We start from the raw sequence: 15,732 nt of genomic DNA on the forward strand, positions 1-15,732 counted from the left end.
GCGGAATCCGCCGGGAGGAACGCCGCGGTGGCGTGAGTGGCTGAGGTGCCGCGTCAGGCGCCCGGCAGGTTGGAGGCGTGGGCCAGCAGGGCGGCATTGGGCTCCCGGTACTCCACCCGCGGGGCGGACTGTCCCGGCTCGAAGTGCAGGGAGGTGACGGAGGTCAGGGTGCACTCGCGCTGGCGGGGATCATGCCAGAGCGGCCTGCCCTCGGCTGAGAGCCGGGTGACCCAGATGGGTAGCTGGTGGGAGACCACGATCGCCTCGGCGCCCTCTCCCCCGAGTTCCACGGCCCGGTCACGCAGCTCGAGGATGCCCTCGCTCATCCGGCTCACCTGGGATCGGTACGGCTCACCCCAGGAGGGACGCATCGGATTGAGCAGGAAAGGCCAGTGGCGAGGCTTCCAGAGCTGCCTGGCGACCCTCGAGCCCCCCTCGAAGTGGTTCGTGGCCTCGATGAAGCGGTCATCGACGCCCGGCTCCAGGGACAGGGCCTGGCCGATGGGGGCCGCCGTCTCCCGGGCGCGCTGCAGGGAGGAGGAAACCAGCAGAGCAGGGGTCCGCCCCGAGGCGCGGGCCTCACCGGCGAACCAGTCTCCGAGGTCCGCCGCCATCCGGTGCCCGAGTTCCGAGAGGTGGTACCCGGGGATGCGACCATAGAGGACCCTGTCCGGATTGTGGACTTCTCCATGGCGGACAAGGTGCACGGTCGCAGAAGGCATGGGTCCATACTGTCAGAATCGGGCGATAGCGTTGACCCCAGACCATTCGACCCGAGAGTCCCGCAGGAAGGGCCCGCCATGAACGAGCAGCATCCCGAACACCCCGAGCAGCCCGACGAGCCCCAGCAGCCGGGTCAGCCGGGTCAGCCGGGTCAGCCGGGTCAGCCCCGGGACGATCGCCCCCAATACGGCATCCGCCTGACGCCGGATCAGCAGGCCGAGCACCAGGCCCGACTGAGCCAGGCACAGCAGGAACGGCAGGGCCAGCAGGGCCAGCATCCGGCCCCGCCTTACGGCCAGCCGCCGCACGGTCAATCCCCCTATGGCCAGCCTCCGCAGGGGCAGAACGCCTACGGTCAATCTCCCTACGGACAGCCCCCGCACGGCTATTCCGCCTACGGGCAGCCGCCGGTCAACCAGCCCGGCCCGGGATACGGCTATCCGGGTCAGGGCACCCCGCAGCAGCTCGGTCCGATCACCCGGCCGGCCACGATCGACCGGTCCTACTGGCTGATCCTCGCGGCCGGCCTCGCGTTCCTGGTCATCGAGCTGTCCTCCCTGTTCTCGCCGAACATGGGGCTGACCCCGGAGATGCTGGACCTCTACCAGGAGCAGATGGAGGCGGCCGGCCTGGCGATCGACATGGAGTCTTTCCTGGCCTCGGTGCGCATCTTCGCCGTGGTCTTCACCGTGCTCCTGGTGGCCGTGTACTGGTTGATCGCCACCGGCATCCGCCGCGGTTCCAACGTGGCCCGGATCTTCGGCACGATCTTCGCCGTGCTCTCCCTGACCTCCGTCTTCGGCCTCGGCTTCATCTACGTGGCCCTGGGCGTCGCCGGCATCGTCTTCGCCTACCTGCGCCCCTCCAGCGAGTACCTCCGCGCCAAGGCGTGGGAGAAGGCCATGCGCCGCTAGGCCCCGCACCTCCGGTCCACCTGCCCGGCCGGCACCGCCTACTGCCGCAGCTCAGCCTGGTGGAACGCCAGGATCTGCAGTTCGGTGGACAGGTCCACGGCACGCACCGTCACCCCGCGGGGCACCACCAGGTCCACGGGGGCGAAATTCAGCAGTCCCCGGATCCCCGCCGCCACCAGACGGTCGGCCACGGATTGCGCGACGCCGGCCGGCACCGCCATGATCGCCAGCCTCGCCTCGGACTCGACGACGCTTTCCTCCAGCTCCTCGAGCGGGCGGACCACCACGGAACCGCGCCGTTCCCCGACCAGGCGGGGGTCGGCGTCGAGCACGGCACACAGGCGCATCCCACGCTCCCCGAAGCCGGCATAGCCGGCCAGCGCCGAGCCGAGGTGCCCGGCACCGACCAGGACCACGGGTTGATCCTCCACGAGACCCAGGGCACGGCTGATGGCCTGCTGGAGTGCCGCCACGGGATAGCCGACCCCGCGGCGGCCCAGCTGGCCCAGGCTGGACAGGTCCCGGCGCAGCACGGCCGGACTGACCCCGGTGTGCCGGGCCAGCTCGGTGGAGGACACGCGGGCGGTTCCGGCCCGGGCCAAGGCCGCCAGGGCGCGCAGATAGCCGGGCAAGCGGGACACCGTGGGACGGGAGAGGCCGGACCCCGGTCCCCGACCGTGGCCGGCGCCGTGACCGATGCCCGTCCCGGCGCCGTCTCCGATGCCGCCGGTGACACCGTCACCGCTCATGGCCGGTCCGCGGTCAGCATCCGCTCCAGGCGGACCGGGTCGATGCGCCAGAAGTCCCGCTGCACGCCGTCCACCATCAGGACGGGGATCTCCTCGGCATGCCGCTCCGCCAGGTCCGGACGCCCGGCGATGTCCACGGCATTCCAGCCCACCCCGAGCCGGCCACAGACCTCCTCCACCACGGCCAGGGCGTCCGCGCACAGGTGGCAGCCGTCCTTGACGAGGAGCTCGACGGCGGGGACGCGGCCAGGGGTGCGGCCGGGCGCGTGGCCAGGGGCGGAGCGGGGTGCCGGCGGGGGCTGCATGTCAGTCATCGGCTCCATCGTAGGCCCGGCAGGGGTTCACCAGTTCCGAGCGGCTTAAACAGATTCGGGGCCTTGCGGCGGGACGGCCCCGAATACAGCGAGACCTCGCGGTCAGCGCCTACTTCTTGTTGCGGCGCTGGTGACGGGTCTTGCGCAGTTGCTTGCGGTGCTTCTTCTTGGACATCCGCTTGCGGCGCTTCTTGATCACTGAACCCATAGGGAAACCTCTTGTGTGGTTGGTGAATCCGCAACAGACGCCTGTTGAAGATCCGTACATCTTTGGTCAAAAACGTTCCCTAACACCTTACCCTGCACTCGGGTGTGGCAACGAACCGGGAACATCGGCCGGCGTCAGGGCCGGCCAGAATGCCGGCACGGTGGCCGGCAGACATCAAGCGTGGCCGCCATCCGTCCCGGTGGCCCGGTGGTCCGTGGCGCCGGTCTGCAGGATCTGCTCGACGGCGGACTCAGGCACCCGATAGGAACGGCCGAAGCGCACAGCGGGGAGCTCGCCGGCATGGATCATCCGGTAAACGGTCATACGGGACACGCGCATCATCTCGGCCACTTCCGTGACCGTCATGAAGCGCGTGTCGGCGAAGTTACCGGCATCAACCACTTGCGTTCCCCTTTTCCACTGCCCTGCTTCGAACTGTCTCGATCTGGCGGCACAGTACATCTACCGCGCTAGGCGTGGCATCCTCAGACATCCTATCGAACATGCGGAGTACTCACGTCACCACAGGCTCTCCACCAGAGCATACAACGGCGTGTCAGTCGAACCAGGGATCCAGCCCATGATAGGGAAAGATCTCCTTCCGCGTCGCCATGATGGTCTGATCCACGGGGTCCGAGGGATCGTAGCCGACCTCCCAGGAGCGCCACCAGACATCCACCCCGTCCGACATGATGGCCGGGATCCCCACCATCTCCTCGTCCGGTTCCATCCCGGCAGCCCGTGCGGCGTCCTCTCGCCATGACTGCGGGATGACCGTGCTGGTCCGGAGAGGTTGTCCGGTGGCCGCGGCCACCAGATGCGTCCAGGTCCGCGGGACCACGGAGAAGGGGCTGTAGCCACCGCCCCCGGTGGCCAGCCAGCGGTCCCCGGCGAAGTCGCGGGCCCAGTCCGAGGCGTCCAGGGCGAGCTGGCGCTGACCGTCCACGGACATCCGCAGGTTCGTCAGGGGATCGTCCCCGTGGCCGTCGCAGCCGTGCTGGGTGACCAGCACCTGCGGGTCGAAGGCCCGGAGCAGCTGCGGGACCACGGCGTGCGTGGCCCGCAGGTAGCCCGCATCACCGGTGCCCGGCGGGAGCGCCACATTGACGGCCGAGCCGGGCGCCTCCGGCCCGCCGGAGTCGTTCGCGAAGCCACTCCCCGGGAACAGGGAGATGCCGGTCTCGTGGACGGAGATGGTCAGCACGCGTGGATCGTTCCAGAAGATGGACTCGACGCCGTCCCCATGATGGGCGTCCAGGTCCACATAGGCGACCCGCCGGGCCCCTCGGTCGAGGAGCCGCTGGATGGCCGCGGCACAGTCGTTGTAGATGCAGAATCCGCTGGCCTTGCCACGGCCGGCGTGGTGCAGCCCCCCGGCGAAATTCACGGCGTGCAGGGCCTCCCCCGCCCAGATGGCCTCGGCCGCCGCCACGGAGCCGCCCAGGATCCGGGCTGAGGCCTCGTGGATGTGCGGGAACACCGGGTTGTCGTCCGTGCCCAGCCCCCGCTCCAGATCCTCGGCTCTCTCGCCCGTGCTGACGGCGCGGACGGCACGGATGTACTCGAGGTCATGGACGGTGGCCAAAACCTCGTCAGAGGCCACCTCCGGCTTGATGAGACTCACTCCGGGCCGGTCGAGCAGGCCGAAAGCCTGAGAGAGCCGGTGGGTCAGGTCAAGGCGCACCGGGGACATGGGATGGGCGGTGCTGAACTTGTAGCCCAGCAGTGCCTCGTCCCAGACCACGGCCGTCGCCAAGGGGGGACGGTCCTCGGGCGCCGGGACGGGGGCCTTCTTGGGGGCAGGACTGGACACGGCGCTCGGGTCGATACCTGGATCGGCACGTGGAACAGTGCCGGCCGCGTCGTTCGGTGTGTTGGTCATCACCACACAGACTATGCTTCCGGCGTCACCACTGGCAGGTGATGACGTCATGGACCGGATCTCGCACCGGATGGTGGATGATGGGATCCTTCATGACAAGGGACGGAACAGGCGGAACAGCGGAACAGAAGGGACGTGATCACCGGCGCATGACCCGGCACCAACGCATCCCCCGCCCCCATTCCCTGTCTCGCTCCCCGTCCCGGCCCCCGGCCCGCCGCAACACCGGAGGCCGGATCCCGACGCCGTCGGGCGGCCGCGTGGCACGCCCGCCTTCCGCCCTGCGCAGGGCGCTGTCCCCCCGCGTCGGTCCCCCGGCCGGCGGTCCGGACCGCTCCGGGCTCCGGGAGGTGTTCGAGCGCCTCCGGTTGTTCGTCTCCACGGTGGCCGGAGCATCACCGGCGCGGGCCGCGCTGCTGGCCTTCGCCGTCGTCATCCTGGTGTTCACCGCCCTGCTGTCCCTGCCCTTCGCCTCGAGGACGGGGCGCGTCACGGCCTTCCACGACGCCCTGTTCGTGGCCACCTCCGCGGTCTCCGTCACGGGATTGACACCGGTGAACACGGCGGAGCATTGGAGCTTCGCCGGCCAGCTGGTCATCCTCGTGGCCATGCAGATCGGCGGGTTGGGGATCCTCTCCATGGCCGCGCTGCTGACGTTGGCCGTGTCCAAGCGGCTGGGCGTGCGGTCCAAACTGATCACGCAGGAGGGCATGACCACCGGCAGGATCGGGGAGGTCGGGTCCCTGTTGCGCGTGGTGGTCGGCACCACGTTCTTCTTCGAGGCCGTCCTGGCGGTGGTGCTCGTCCCCCGGTTCATCGTGCACACCGGCTCGTGGGGAGACGGCCTGTGGAACGGGATCTTCTACTCGGTCTCCGCCTTCAACAACGCCGGTTTCACCCTCCACGCGGATGGGGTGGAATCTTTCATGCACGACCCGTGGATCATCTGGACCCTCATGGCCGGGGTCTTCGCCGGCGCCCTGGGCTTCCCGGTGGTCATGGTGCTGATGCAGCAGCGCTGGCGGTGGTCCCGGTGGAACCTGCACACCAAGCTGACCGTCACGACCACCACCGCCCTCGTGCTCGGCGGAGCCCTGTTGATCGGGATCTTCGAGTGGTCCAATCAGGCCACGCTCGGCCAGTTCGGGGTCGCCGAGCGCCTCCAGTACTCGCTGTTCGGCTCGGTGATGTCCCGGTCCGGGGGCTTCTCCGTCTATGACATCAACGAGCAGTCGCCCGAGACCCTGCTGCTGACGGACGCCCTGATGTTCGTGGGCGGCGGATCGGCGTCCACGGCCGGTGGCATCAAGGTCACCACCCTGGCGGTGATGTTCCTGGCGATCGTGGCCGAGGCCCGCGGCGACCGGGAGGTCACCGCCCACGGTCGCACCATCACCCCGGGATCGGTCCGCGTGGCCATCTCCGTCCTGGCCCTGGGCGCCACCCTCATCCTGGTCGGCACCATGGCCCTGGTGGCCATCAGCGAGGAGTCCCTGCAGCGCCCGCTGTTCGAGGTGCTCAGCGCGTTCGGCACCTGCGGGCTCACCACCGGGCTGACGGCCGAGCTGCCGCCGGCGGGCAAGTACGTGCTGACCGTCCTGATGTTCGCGGGTCGTGTTGGTACGATCACCTTCGCGTCCGCGCTGGCCCTGCGCCAGCGCCGCATCCTGTTCCGGTACCCCGAGGAAAGGCCGATCATTGGCTGAGAACCGTCCGGATCCGCACGCCCCGGTGCTGCTGATCGGCCTGGGCCGCTTCGGTGCCGCCGTGGGCGAGCAGTTGGTGACCCAGGGCCGCGAGGTCATGGCGATCGAGCGTGACGCGGGCCTGGTGCAGAAATGGGCCGGTACGCTGACCCACGTGGTGGAGGCCGACGCCACCGACCTCCAGGCGCTGCGCCAGCTCGGCGCCCAGGAGTTCGCCACGGCCGTGGTGGGCGTGGGGACCTCGATCGAGTCCTCCGTGCTCATCACCGTGAACCTGGTGGACCTGGGCGTGGAGCACATCTGGGTCAAGGCCATCACCCCGGCCCACGGCAAGATCCTGCGCCGGATCGGCGCCCATCACGTGATCTTCCCGGAGCACGACGCCGGCGTCCGGGCCGCCCACCTGGTGGGCGGGCGCATGCTGGACTTCATCGAGTTCGACGACGACTTCGCGATCGTCAAGATGTATCCGCCGGCGGAGGCCGTGGGTTTCACCTTGGCCGAGTCGGACATCCGTGCCAAGTACGGGGTGACGATCGTGGGCGTGAAGACCCCGGGCGAGGATTTCACCTACGCGCAGCCGGATACCAAGGTGGGGCCGCGGGACACGCTCATCGTCTCCGGCCACACCGACCTGCTGGAGCGCTTCGCCTCCCGCCCCTGATCCTGATCCTGATCCTGACGAGAAACCAGCGGTCAGAGGCACCCCATGTTCACGACTACCGGCCAGCATGCGGTGCACTATCGACCGCTAGTTCGGAGCGGGGGGTCAGGACCCGTATTCGCGGCTCATCGCCTGGCCGCGGGCGGCGGAGGCCTGCATGCCCCGGGCGATGAGGTCGGCGAGACCGGAGTCCAGGAAAGAGTTGACCGCAGCCTCCGTGGTGCCATGGGGGCTGGTCACCGCCCGGCGCAGTGCCGCCGGGTCCACGTCCGGCTCCGCGAGCATCCGGCCGGCCCCGGCGACGGTGGCCCGGGCGAGGTCCTGCGCCAGGTCCTCGTCCAGGCCCATGCCCACTCCACCGGCGGCCATCAGCTCGGCCAGCAGGAAGGCGTAGGCGGGCCCGGACCCGGAAACGGCGGCCACGGCGTCGAGCTGGGACTCCTCGACCTGGTAGACGGAACCGGAGCCGCGGAAGAGACCGGCAGCCAGGTCCACGTGGTGCTCGGTCACGGCGGTCCCGCCGGCCAGCCCGACCACGCCCATGCCCACCGTCAGGGGCGTGTTCGGCATGGTCCGCACCACCGGCTGACTCTCTGGCAGGTTCGCCTCCATGGCCGCCAGCGGGATCCCGGCGGCCACGGACACCACCACGGTTCCGGGGCGCACGGCACCGTGGATCTCCCGGCACAGAGCGAGGATGTCCTTAGGCTTGACCCCCAGGACCACGATGTCGGCCCCCGCGGCCGCGGTGCGGTTCGCCTCGGGATCGGACTCGGTGGCGGCCACACTGACCCCGTAGCGCTCCTGGTTCTCCCGGGCCCGCTCGGCGGAGTGGCCGGTGGCGTGCACCGAGGCGGCATCCGTTCCGGCGGCGAGCATCCCAGCCAGGATGGCGCCGTTCATGTTCCCGAGTCCGAGCAGGGCGATCTTCATGGAAGGGGGGACCTTTCGACGGTGTCTTGATCGGTGTCCTGATCGGTGTCAGGATCTTCCGGCTCTCCGCCGGAGACAGAACGGGCGGCCCCGGCGGCGAGGTGGTGACGGGCGAACTCGAGCGAGTAGATGAGCATCTCCTCGCGCTCCCCGGCATATTTCGTCTTGCGGGTGCCGACCTCCACGCACACGGCGCCGTCCCAGCCGGTTTCCCCGAGGTATTCGATGCACTCGGCCACGGGCTGATCCCCGTCACCGGGGAGCATGTGCTCGTCCCTGCCGTTGGCGGTGCCGTCCGTGAGGTGGACGTGGCGCAGCCGGTCCCCGAGGGAGCGGAACGCGTCGAGGGAGTTCTCCTGGGCGATGGCGGCATGGGAGAAGTCCCAGATGACGTAGTCGTAGTCCTCCGGCACCGGGTCCCAGTGCGGCAGGTACATCTTGGCCTCGCGGCCACCGGCCCGCCACGGATACATGTTCTCCACACAGATCAGCACTCCGGTGGCGTCCATGATCTGCCGGATGCCCTCGGCGAAGCCGGAGGCGTAGTTGCCCTGCCACCGGAACGGCGGGTGGGCCACCACCACCTCGGCCCCCACCTCACGGGCGAGGTCCGCACTCTTGGCCAGCTTGTTCCAGGCCGAACCCCACACCTGCTGGGTGAACAGCAGCGTCGGGGCGTGGATCGAATGAATCGGCATGCCGTGCTTCTCGGACAGCCGGTTCAGCTTCACGGGGTCCTGGGACCACGCGTTGTGCGTGACCATGACCTCCACCCCGTCGTAGCCGAGGTCCTCGGCCATCGCGAACACATCCTGCGTGCCCAGGGGGAACACGGAGGACGAGGACAGGGTCACGGGAATCTCAGCCGGTCCAGTCACTGGTCACCCCCACGGAGAAGCCGGGCAGCATCGGGTCCGGGTTGAGGTAGACGTTCCCGACGCCCGGGGTGTTCTCCCGGCCCAGGATGCCCTCCTGGACCAGCGCGTCCAGCCGGCGCATGATGAGCCCCTCACGCAGGGCCCAGGGGCAGATCTCCACCTGGGTGACACCGAACGCGTCCATCGCGGCCTCGGCCACCATGCCGCCGGCGAGCATCTGGGCGGCCCGGATCTCGGACACCCCCGGCAGACCGGCCCGTTCCTTGGCGGTCATCGCGGCCATCCGGTTGACCCACAGTGTGAGGTCCTCCCGCCGCAGATGGCGTTTGACGAACGGTCCGGCGGCCAGGGGCGCCGCGCCGGCGATGCGGGCGAGGGAGCGGAAGGTCTTCGAGGTGCCGGTCACCAGCACGGGCGCAGTCATCAGTGGGAATCCCTCGGCCGCCTCGGCGATGGTGGCCTTGATGTGTTTGCGCAGCTTCTTGGTGGACTTCGGCGTGGGCGGGTCCGCGGGCAGCCAGTCACGGGTCAGCCGGCCGGCGCCCAAAGGGATGGACACGGCGTAGCTGGGCAGCTCGTCCATGCCGTAGGCGATCTCGAAGGATCCGCCGCCGATGTCGAAGTTCAGGATCGAGCCGACGTCCCAGCCCTGCCAGCGGCGCACGGCGAAATACGTCATCGCGGCCTCCTGATCACCGGAGAGCTCGGTGAGGTGCACCGAGGTCTCCCGGGTGACCCGCTCCAGCACCTCCGCACCGTTGCCGGACTCCCGGATGGCGGAGGTGCAGAACGCGATCATGTCCTCGGCACCATTCGCCACGGCGAAGGCGACCGCCTCCCGGATGAAGGTCACCAGCGCATCCTGGCCGGATTCCTTGATGCGTCCATCCCCATCCTGGTGGTTGAGCAGGGACAGGGACCGCTTGTGGTCGGCGAACGCCGAGGGACGCGCGCCGGGGTGCGCGTCCACCAGCAACAGGTGGACGGTGTTCGAACCGATGTCCAGCACACCCAGGCGCATGGTGTCTGCCTTCTTCTTCCGCTACTTCTTGCCCGACGTGCCAGCACCGGACGTGGACTTCGAGCGCGCGGCGGGCTTCCGGGCCGGCTTCTTCGCCGGACCCTTGGCCCGCTTGTCCGCCAGCAACTCATAGGCCTGCTCGGCCGTCAGCGACTCCGGGTCCATGGCCCGCGGCACGGTGATGTTCGTCTCGCCGTCCGTGACGTAGGGACCGAAGCGGCCGTCCTTGACCACCACCTTCTTGCCCGACGTCGGATCCTCGCCGAACTCGGCCAGCGGCGGCTTCGCTGCCCCGCGCCCTCGCTGCTTGGGCTGGGCGTAGATGGCCAAGGCCTCCTCCAGCGTGATCGTGAAGATCTGCTCCTCGGACTCGAGGGACCGCGAGTCCGTGCCCTTCTTCAGGTACGGACCGAAGCGGCCGTTCTGCACGGTGATGTCCACGCCCTCGGCATCCTGGCCGAGCACGCGGGGCAGGCTCATCAGCTTCAGGGCGTCCTCGAGGGTGACAGTCTCGATGGACATCGACTTGAACAGGGAGCCGGTGCGCGGCTTCTCCTTGGCTGGCTTCTTCTTCGGCTTGGGCTTGCCGTTCTTGTAGTACTCCGTCGGCTGGGCCTCCATCCAGGCAGCCAGCTCCTCCTCGTTCATCTCGTGGATGACCTCGGTGACGTAGGGGCCGAAGCGTCCGTCCCGGGCCATGATGGTGCGGCCGGTCTCCGGATCGGTCCCGAGCTCGCGCTCGGACGGGCCGGCGGTCGCGAAGAGCTCTTCAGCCTTCTCCGCAGTCAGCTCGTCCGGGGGCAGGTCTTCGGGGACGTTGGCGCGTTCCGGGTCGGTGCCCTCCGGGGAGCCCGCCGGGATGTCCTTCTCCAGATACGGGCCGAACTTGCCCACGCGCAGCGTGATGCCGTCAGCCACCGGGATGGAGTTCACAGCGCGGGCATCGATGTCACCGAGGTTGTCCACCACGTTCTTGAGGCCTTCGGCACTGGACTCGGCACCGAAGTAGAAGTGCTGCAGCCAGGCCTCACGCTGGAGCTCGCCGGCGGCGATCCGGTCCAGGTCGTCCTCCATGCGGGCCGTGAAGTCGTAGTCCACGTACTTGCCGAAGTGCTCCTCGAGCAGCCGGATCACGCTGAAGGCCGTCCAGGACGGGACCAGGGCGCTGCCGCGCTTGGTGACATAGCCACGGTCCATGATCGTGGAGATCGTCGGGGCGAAGGTCGAGGGCCGGCCGATCTCCCGCTTCTCCAGCTCGGCCACGATCGAGGCCTCCGTGTACCGCGGCGGTGGGGAGGTCTCATGGCCGGAGGCGATCACGTCCTCACCGGTGAGGGTCTCGCCCGAGGACACCTCCGGCAGGCGCTTGTCCTTGCCGCCCGTGCCGTCGCCGCTGCCAGCTCCACCGGAGCCGCCCTCGGCGGGTTCGGAGCCGGCGTCGCGCCCCTCCTCGTAGGCGGCGAGGAACCCCGGGAAGGTGATCACGGTGCCCGAGGCGCTGAAGCCGGCGAGCCGGCCCGCCATCTCGCCGGAGGCGGCGGTCTCCTGTGCGGTTCCGGAGAGCTTGACGGTGGCGGTGTAGCCCTTGGCGTCAGCCATCTGGGAGGCGATGGTGCGCTTCCAGATCAGTTCGTAGAGGCGGAACTCGTCCGCACCGAGGGACCCGGAGACCTGGCCCGGAGTACGGAACGAGTCCCCCGCGGGGCGGATGGCCTCGTGGGCCTCCTGCGCCGAATCGCTCTTCGCCTTGTAGACCCGCTTGGCCTGCGGGATGGAGTCCGGGCCGTAGAGCTCGGTGGCCTGCCGGCGGGCCGCGGTGATCGCCTCGTCCGAGAGCATCACCGAGTCGGTACGCATGTAGGTGATGTAGCCGTTCTCATACAGCCGCTGTGCCACCTGCATGGTCACCCGCGAGGAGAACCGCAGCTTGCGGGAGGCCTCCTGCTGGAGCGTGGAGGTGGTGAACGGGGCGGCCGGCCGGCGCGTGTAGGGCTTGTCCTCGACCGAGTCGACGGTGAAGGTGGCCCCCTGCAGGCCCGCGGCCAGGGCGGTGGCCGTGGCCTCGGTGAGGGTGGAGACCTTGCCCGCGGCGGACTTCTTGAGCTGGCCGCGGTCGTCGAAGTCGCGTCCGGTGGCCACCCGCTGGCCGTCCACCGAGTTCAGGCGCGCGGTGAAGGACTCACCGGCCCCCTTGCCCTCGTTGGCGGTGAAGGTGCCGTCCAGGTCCCAGTACGACGCCGGCACGAAAGCCATGCGCTCGCGCTCGCGTTCGACGACCAGCCGGGTGGCGACGGACTGCACGCGTCCCGCGGACAGGCCCTGGCGGACTTTGCGCCACAGCACCGGGGAGATCTCGTAGCCGAAGAGTCGGTCGAGGATGCGCCGGGTCTCCTGGGCGTCCACCAGGTCCGCGTCGATCTCGCGGACGTTCTCGAGGCCGCGGGCGATGCCCTCCTTGGTGATCTCGGTGAACGCCATCCGGTACACGGGCACCTTCGGCTTGAGTTCCTGCAGCAGGTGCCACGCGATGGCCTCGCCCTCGCGGTCGGCGTCCGTGGCGAGGTAGAGGGCGGAGGCGTCCTTGAGCAGCCGCTTGAGGTCGGCGACGCGCTTCCGCTTGTCCGGGTAGACCACGTAGTACGGCTCGAAGCCGTTGGCGGTGTCCACGGCGAACTTGCCGTAGGGGCCCTTCTTCATGTCCGCCGGCAGGTCGGACGGCTGCGGAAGATCCCGGATATGACCCGCCGATGCGTCCACCACCCAGCCATCGCCGAGGTACTTGGCGATGGACTTGGACTTGGCGGGGGACTCCACGATGACCAGTTTCGTTCCGTCACCGGAGGAGGTGGTCTTCTTGGACGTCTTCTCAGACACTCGGGCTCCTTTTCGTCGCCGGGCGGGGAACAGGTCCGCTGGGCCCGGCTGGCCCAGTGGATGGCCGCCTGTGACTTCCAGGCGGACCGCCCGGTGCCCTACTAATGTAACGGCACCGCGCCCTCGGTCCTCGACCGTCGGCGCGCCCCGGGCTCCCGATCAGGCGTGACCGGGGGTTTCCGGGGCCGAGTCTGCCAGAACAGAGACGAGGTAATACACACGTTCGGCATCCACCGAGCGCTCGGAGGCCGGATTGAGCTCCTCGAACTCGTCAATCAGTTCGGCGAGGCGTCGCTGGAACTCGGCGCGCTGCTCGGCGTTGACGAACACCATGCCGGTGGACAGCACCGGGGGCCGGCGTCGGCCGGGCTCGTGGAGACCGATGTCCCGACCGTCCAGGGGCGCGTTGGCGTCCCGTGCGGTGGCCACGGCCTCCTCCGCCGCCTGACGCAGGATCTTGTCCTCGGCCTCACGGCGGGCCACCTCCTTCATGATCCGGTCCCGGAAGGTGTTCAGCTGGACGTCGATGAATGCCTGCTTGGAGGCCGGGGTGTGGTTCAGGGAGTCGACGAGCAGCGAGTAGCCGGCCGCCTTCCATCGCCGCTCACGGCCGTCCCCCTCCGAGGGGGAACGCTCCACGAAGCCGTATTTCTCCAGGGCCCGCAGGTGGTAGCTCATGGCCGAGGGGGTGAGGCCGCACCGGGAGGCCAGTTCGGTCGCGGTGCGAGTGGACTGCGAGGCGTAGAGTTCCTCGAGCGCCTCCAGCCGCGCCTCGTGGGCGAGGGCCCGGATGGCCTGGGGATCGGAGATGACCACCGGCCGTCGGGCGGCCGGCACCGTTCCGCTCCCGGGGGTCGGAGCGGTGTCTAGTTCAGTCATGGACCAAGATTCTAGGCAGTTCTTTCAGATTTGGCGTGTCCTCGTTCACATTCCGGACGATATCGGTGCGGTAACGGTCAGGAATCCGTCCGTGATCAGCTCCGCCACGGCGGCCACCAGGGCCCGCTCCCCCGCCTCGTCCAGGTCCAGCAGACCGGCCACCGCACCGGTCAGCTGCCCTACCGAGAACTCGCCGTCCGCGGCGGACAGGAACCCGGCGGTGGCGGTGTCCACGTGGGCCGTCCGCCGGAAACCGCCGCCCTGACGGGCCAGGATGATCTCCGGGTGGTCGGAGCCGAAGCGCTGGTGGCGTTCCTCGGTGACATCGCCGGGAACCGTGACATGCAGCTCCCTCAACGCCGTCGGGTCTCCGGTGACTCCGGTGACTCCGATGTCTCCGATATCTCCGGCGACGAGGTCCCAGCGGACCACCGCCTCGCCCCATGCCGGCCCCAACGGCTGCTGCAGCTCGGACTCGAGGACCTCGGTGCGGATCCGGCCGGCCCGCGGTGCGGCCGGGCGGCGCAACCACACGTACCCGAACCCGACGGCGGCCACGCCCCGTTCTCCGAAGTCCTCCAGATAGCGCCGGTACCCCGCCGCATACCTCACGGGATCGAGCTGCTCGGAAGAGTCCTGCAGCCAGGTCTCGGCGTAGCCGGCCGGGTCCAGGACGTCACGCTGGATGAACCAGGCATCGACGCCGGACGGCACCCAAGAGCACGGGCGCACCTCCCAGCCGGGCAGCTGGGGGCTGGCGGCCCCGGCCACACGGTCCGGTGCGCTGTCCAGCCCGCCATCCAGGGTGCTGTCCAGCCCACCCTCCACGGCGTGGTCCGGGAGCCCGTGGATCTCCCAGTTGCCCAGCATCTGCGCCATGCCGCCGGGCTCGAGGTGTTCCGGCAGGGTGGCGACGAGCTCGGCCAGCAGCCGGTCCCCGGGGCGTCCGCCGTCCCGGTACGTGTTGATCCCGTCTCCGCCCTCCCCGGTGAACCGGGCCGGCTCCGACCCCGAGCGCGGGGTGATGACGTACGGCGGGTTGGAGACCACCAGGTCGAAGCGGCAGCCGCTCACCGGCTCCAGCAGGTCTCCCTGCAGCAGGGTGACGCGCCCGCCGAGCGTGAGGGGGAATCCGCTGCCGGTTCCCTGCGATTGACCGTCCCGCTCCTGGAGGTCAGCCAGATCCGGGTCCAGGTCCAGGTCCAGACCGAGCGCCTGGGCGTTGAGGGCCAGGTTGAAGGCCGTGAACTCGAGCGCCCGGAGGGACAGGTCCGTGGCGGTGACGTGGTCGGCGTGGGCCAGCAGGTGCAGGGTCTGGATGCCGCAGCCGGTGCCGAGGTCCAGGGCCCTGGCCACGGGGCGGCGAATCACGTTGCCCGCCAGGGTCATCGACGCCCGACCGATGCCGAGCACGTGCCAGGGGGGCAAGGTGGTCCGGGTCTGCAGGGCGGTCTGGTCGCTGGCCACCCACAGCTCACCGAGGTCATCGGTCGAGTAGGGCGAGAGATCGACCACCGGGTGGAAGACCCCGTCCCGGGTCCAGCCCAGGCTGAGCTCCGCGGCACCGGCGGCCGTCAGCGTGGGCAGGGCGGTGTCCAGCGCGGTGGTCGGCACCGGGTCGCCGAGCATCCAGCAGGCCACGGCGGCGGCGAGCGCACGCTGGGAGGCGGAGGCGCCGGCGTCGCGCATCACCTGGGCGAGGCGGCGGCGAGCCGGCTCTGCCTGCTCGCGCTCCAGCGCGGCGGTGGCCATCGCCCCCAGGAGATCGCCGACCGCGTCCGTGGTGTAGGGCAATGCGCGCAGGTCGGCGGCCAGGTTGGCGACGGCGGCGTCCCGGCCCCACCGCGGCGGATCGGCCATCGCGTGGGTGGAGGGATGGTCTGTGCTGGCAGTGCTGGCGGTGTTGACGGAGCTGGTGGCGCTCGGACGCGGATCGGTCATGGCTCCATTGTGGTGCGTCGCCGGCCCGGCACCGGCATCACCCCCG

General features: G+C 69.6%; 15 protein-coding genes. 3 read left to right on the forward strand and 12 right to left on the reverse strand.

The window, feature by feature from the left end:
* Positions 1-53: 53 nt before the first annotated feature.
* Positions 54-722: a histidine phosphatase family protein gene (locus RUH65_RS04850; protein WP_313816107.1), complete on the reverse strand. Its 669-nt coding sequence runs from the start codon at positions 720-722 to the stop codon at positions 54-56.
* A gap of 78 nt (positions 723-800) precedes the next feature.
* On the opposite strand from RUH65_RS04850, the gene RUH65_RS04855 reads away from it, so the two are divergent.
* A complete protein-coding gene (locus RUH65_RS04855) occupies positions 801-1,637 on the forward strand; it encodes a hypothetical protein (RefSeq protein WP_313816108.1) in 837 nt (278 codons plus the stop codon).
* A 38-nt stretch (positions 1,638-1,675) separates the two neighbouring features.
* Here RUH65_RS04855 and RUH65_RS04860 read toward each other — a convergent pair whose 3' ends face one another.
* The 5 genes from RUH65_RS04860 to RUH65_RS04880 all read right to left on the reverse strand — a co-directional run bounded on the left by RUH65_RS04860 (position 1,676) and on the right by RUH65_RS04880 (position 4,790).
* Positions 1,676-2,386, reverse strand: coding sequence for a redox-sensing transcriptional repressor Rex (locus tag RUH65_RS04860; RefSeq protein WP_313816109.1), 711 nt, complete (start codon positions 2,384-2,386; stop codon positions 1,676-1,678).
* On the reverse strand, positions 2,383-2,700 hold the full coding sequence (locus tag RUH65_RS04865; protein WP_313816110.1) for a glutaredoxin family protein: 318 nt from the start codon (positions 2,698-2,700) through the stop codon (positions 2,383-2,385). The genes RUH65_RS04860 and RUH65_RS04865 overlap by 4 nt, the downstream gene beginning before the upstream one ends.
* A 109-nt stretch (positions 2,701-2,809) precedes the next feature.
* Positions 2,810-2,908 (reverse strand): 30S ribosomal protein bS22, encoded by a 99-nt coding sequence (locus tag RUH65_RS04870; RefSeq protein WP_009882927.1) that lies wholly within the window; start codon positions 2,906-2,908, stop codon positions 2,810-2,812.
* A 174-nt stretch (positions 2,909-3,082) separates the two neighbouring features.
* A complete protein-coding gene (locus tag RUH65_RS04875) occupies positions 3,083-3,310 on the reverse strand; it encodes a helix-turn-helix domain-containing protein (protein ID WP_313816117.1) in 228 nt (75 codons plus the stop codon).
* A gap of 154 nt (positions 3,311-3,464) precedes the next feature.
* On the reverse strand, positions 3,465-4,790 hold the full coding sequence (locus RUH65_RS04880) for an acetoin utilization protein AcuC (protein WP_396179623.1): 1,326 nt from the start codon (positions 4,788-4,790) through the stop codon (positions 3,465-3,467).
* Positions 4,791-5,050: 260 nt separating this feature from the next.
* Between RUH65_RS04880 and RUH65_RS04885 the strand changes: the two genes are divergently transcribed.
* Positions 5,051-6,496, forward strand: a complete 1,446-nt coding sequence (locus RUH65_RS04885; protein WP_396179625.1) for a TrkH family potassium uptake protein — start codon at positions 5,051-5,053, stop codon at positions 6,494-6,496.
* Positions 6,489-7,160, forward strand: coding sequence for a TrkA family potassium uptake protein (locus RUH65_RS04890; RefSeq protein WP_313816118.1), 672 nt, complete (start codon positions 6,489-6,491; stop codon positions 7,158-7,160). Before RUH65_RS04885 ends, RUH65_RS04890 begins: the two co-directional genes overlap by 8 nt.
* A gap of 105 nt (positions 7,161-7,265) precedes the next feature.
* Here the strand turns inward: RUH65_RS04890 and proC are convergent, their stop codons facing one another.
* From proC to RUH65_RS04920, 6 genes are all read right to left on the reverse strand, one after another.
* Positions 7,266-8,093, reverse strand: coding sequence for a pyrroline-5-carboxylate reductase (proC, locus tag RUH65_RS04895; protein ID WP_313816120.1), 828 nt, complete (start codon positions 8,091-8,093; stop codon positions 7,266-7,268).
* A complete protein-coding gene (locus tag RUH65_RS04900) occupies positions 8,090-8,947 on the reverse strand; it encodes a sugar phosphate isomerase/epimerase family protein (protein ID WP_313816121.1) in 858 nt (285 codons plus the stop codon). The genes proC and RUH65_RS04900 overlap by 4 nt, the downstream gene beginning before the upstream one ends.
* A gap of 7 nt (positions 8,948-8,954) precedes the next feature.
* Positions 8,955-9,992, reverse strand: coding sequence for a Ppx/GppA family phosphatase (locus tag RUH65_RS04905; protein WP_313816122.1), 1,038 nt, complete (start codon positions 9,990-9,992; stop codon positions 8,955-8,957).
* Between the two features lie 21 nt (positions 9,993-10,013).
* On the reverse strand, positions 10,014-12,866 hold the full coding sequence (topA, locus tag RUH65_RS04910) for a type I DNA topoisomerase (protein ID WP_313816123.1): 2,853 nt from the start codon (positions 12,864-12,866) through the stop codon (positions 10,014-10,016).
* A gap of 159 nt (positions 12,867-13,025) precedes the next feature.
* The gene (locus tag RUH65_RS04915) at positions 13,026-13,745 is read right to left on the reverse strand and encodes a winged helix-turn-helix domain-containing protein (RefSeq protein ID WP_313816124.1); all 720 of its coding nucleotides are present in this window, start codon (positions 13,743-13,745) and stop codon (positions 13,026-13,028) included.
* Positions 13,746-13,790: 45 nt separating this feature from the next.
* Positions 13,791-15,686 carry a methyltransferase gene (locus tag RUH65_RS04920; protein ID WP_313816125.1) on the reverse strand — a complete coding sequence of 632 codons (1,896 nt, stop codon included), beginning with the start codon at positions 15,684-15,686 and terminating at the stop codon, positions 13,791-13,793.
* Between the last annotated feature and the right edge of the window lie 46 nt (positions 15,687-15,732).

The organism is Citricoccus sp., assembly GCF_032154715.1.
GTDB lineage: Bacteria > Actinomycetota > Actinomycetes > Actinomycetales > Micrococcaceae > Citricoccus.

Bases quoted from the DNA above. Each gene is read 5' to 3' on its own strand.
- RUH65_RS04850 (WP_313816107.1), bottom strand. From the start codon at position 722: ATGCCTTCTGCGACCGTGCACCTTGTCCGCCATGGAGAAGTCCACAAT.
- RUH65_RS04855 (WP_313816108.1), top strand. From the start codon at position 801: ATGAACGAGCAGCATCCCGAACACCCCGAGCAGCCCGACGAGCCCCAG.
- RUH65_RS04860 (WP_313816109.1), bottom strand. From the start codon at position 2,386: ATGAGCGGTGACGGTGTCACCGGCGGCATCGGAGACGGCGCCGGGACG.
- RUH65_RS04865 (WP_313816110.1), bottom strand. From the start codon at position 2,700: ATGACTGACATGCAGCCCCCGCCGGCACCCCGCTCCGCCCCTGGCCAC.
- RUH65_RS04870 (WP_009882927.1), bottom strand. From the start codon at position 2,908: ATGGGTTCAGTGATCAAGAAGCGCCGCAAGCGGATGTCCAAGAAGAAG.
- RUH65_RS04880 (WP_396179623.1), bottom strand. From the start codon at position 4,790: ATGACCAACACACCGAACGACGCGGCCGGCACTGTTCCACGTGCCGAT.
- proC (WP_313816120.1), bottom strand. From the start codon at position 8,093: ATGAAGATCGCCCTGCTCGGACTCGGGAACATGAACGGCGCCATCCTG.
- RUH65_RS04905 (WP_313816122.1), bottom strand. From the start codon at position 9,992: ATGCGCCTGGGTGTGCTGGACATCGGTTCGAACACCGTCCACCTGTTG.
- RUH65_RS04915 (WP_313816124.1), bottom strand. From the start codon at position 13,745: ATGACTGAACTAGACACCGCTCCGACCCCCGGGAGCGGAACGGTGCCG.
- RUH65_RS04920 (WP_313816125.1), bottom strand. From the start codon at position 15,686: ATGACCGATCCGCGTCCGAGCGCCACCAGCTCCGTCAACACCGCCAGC.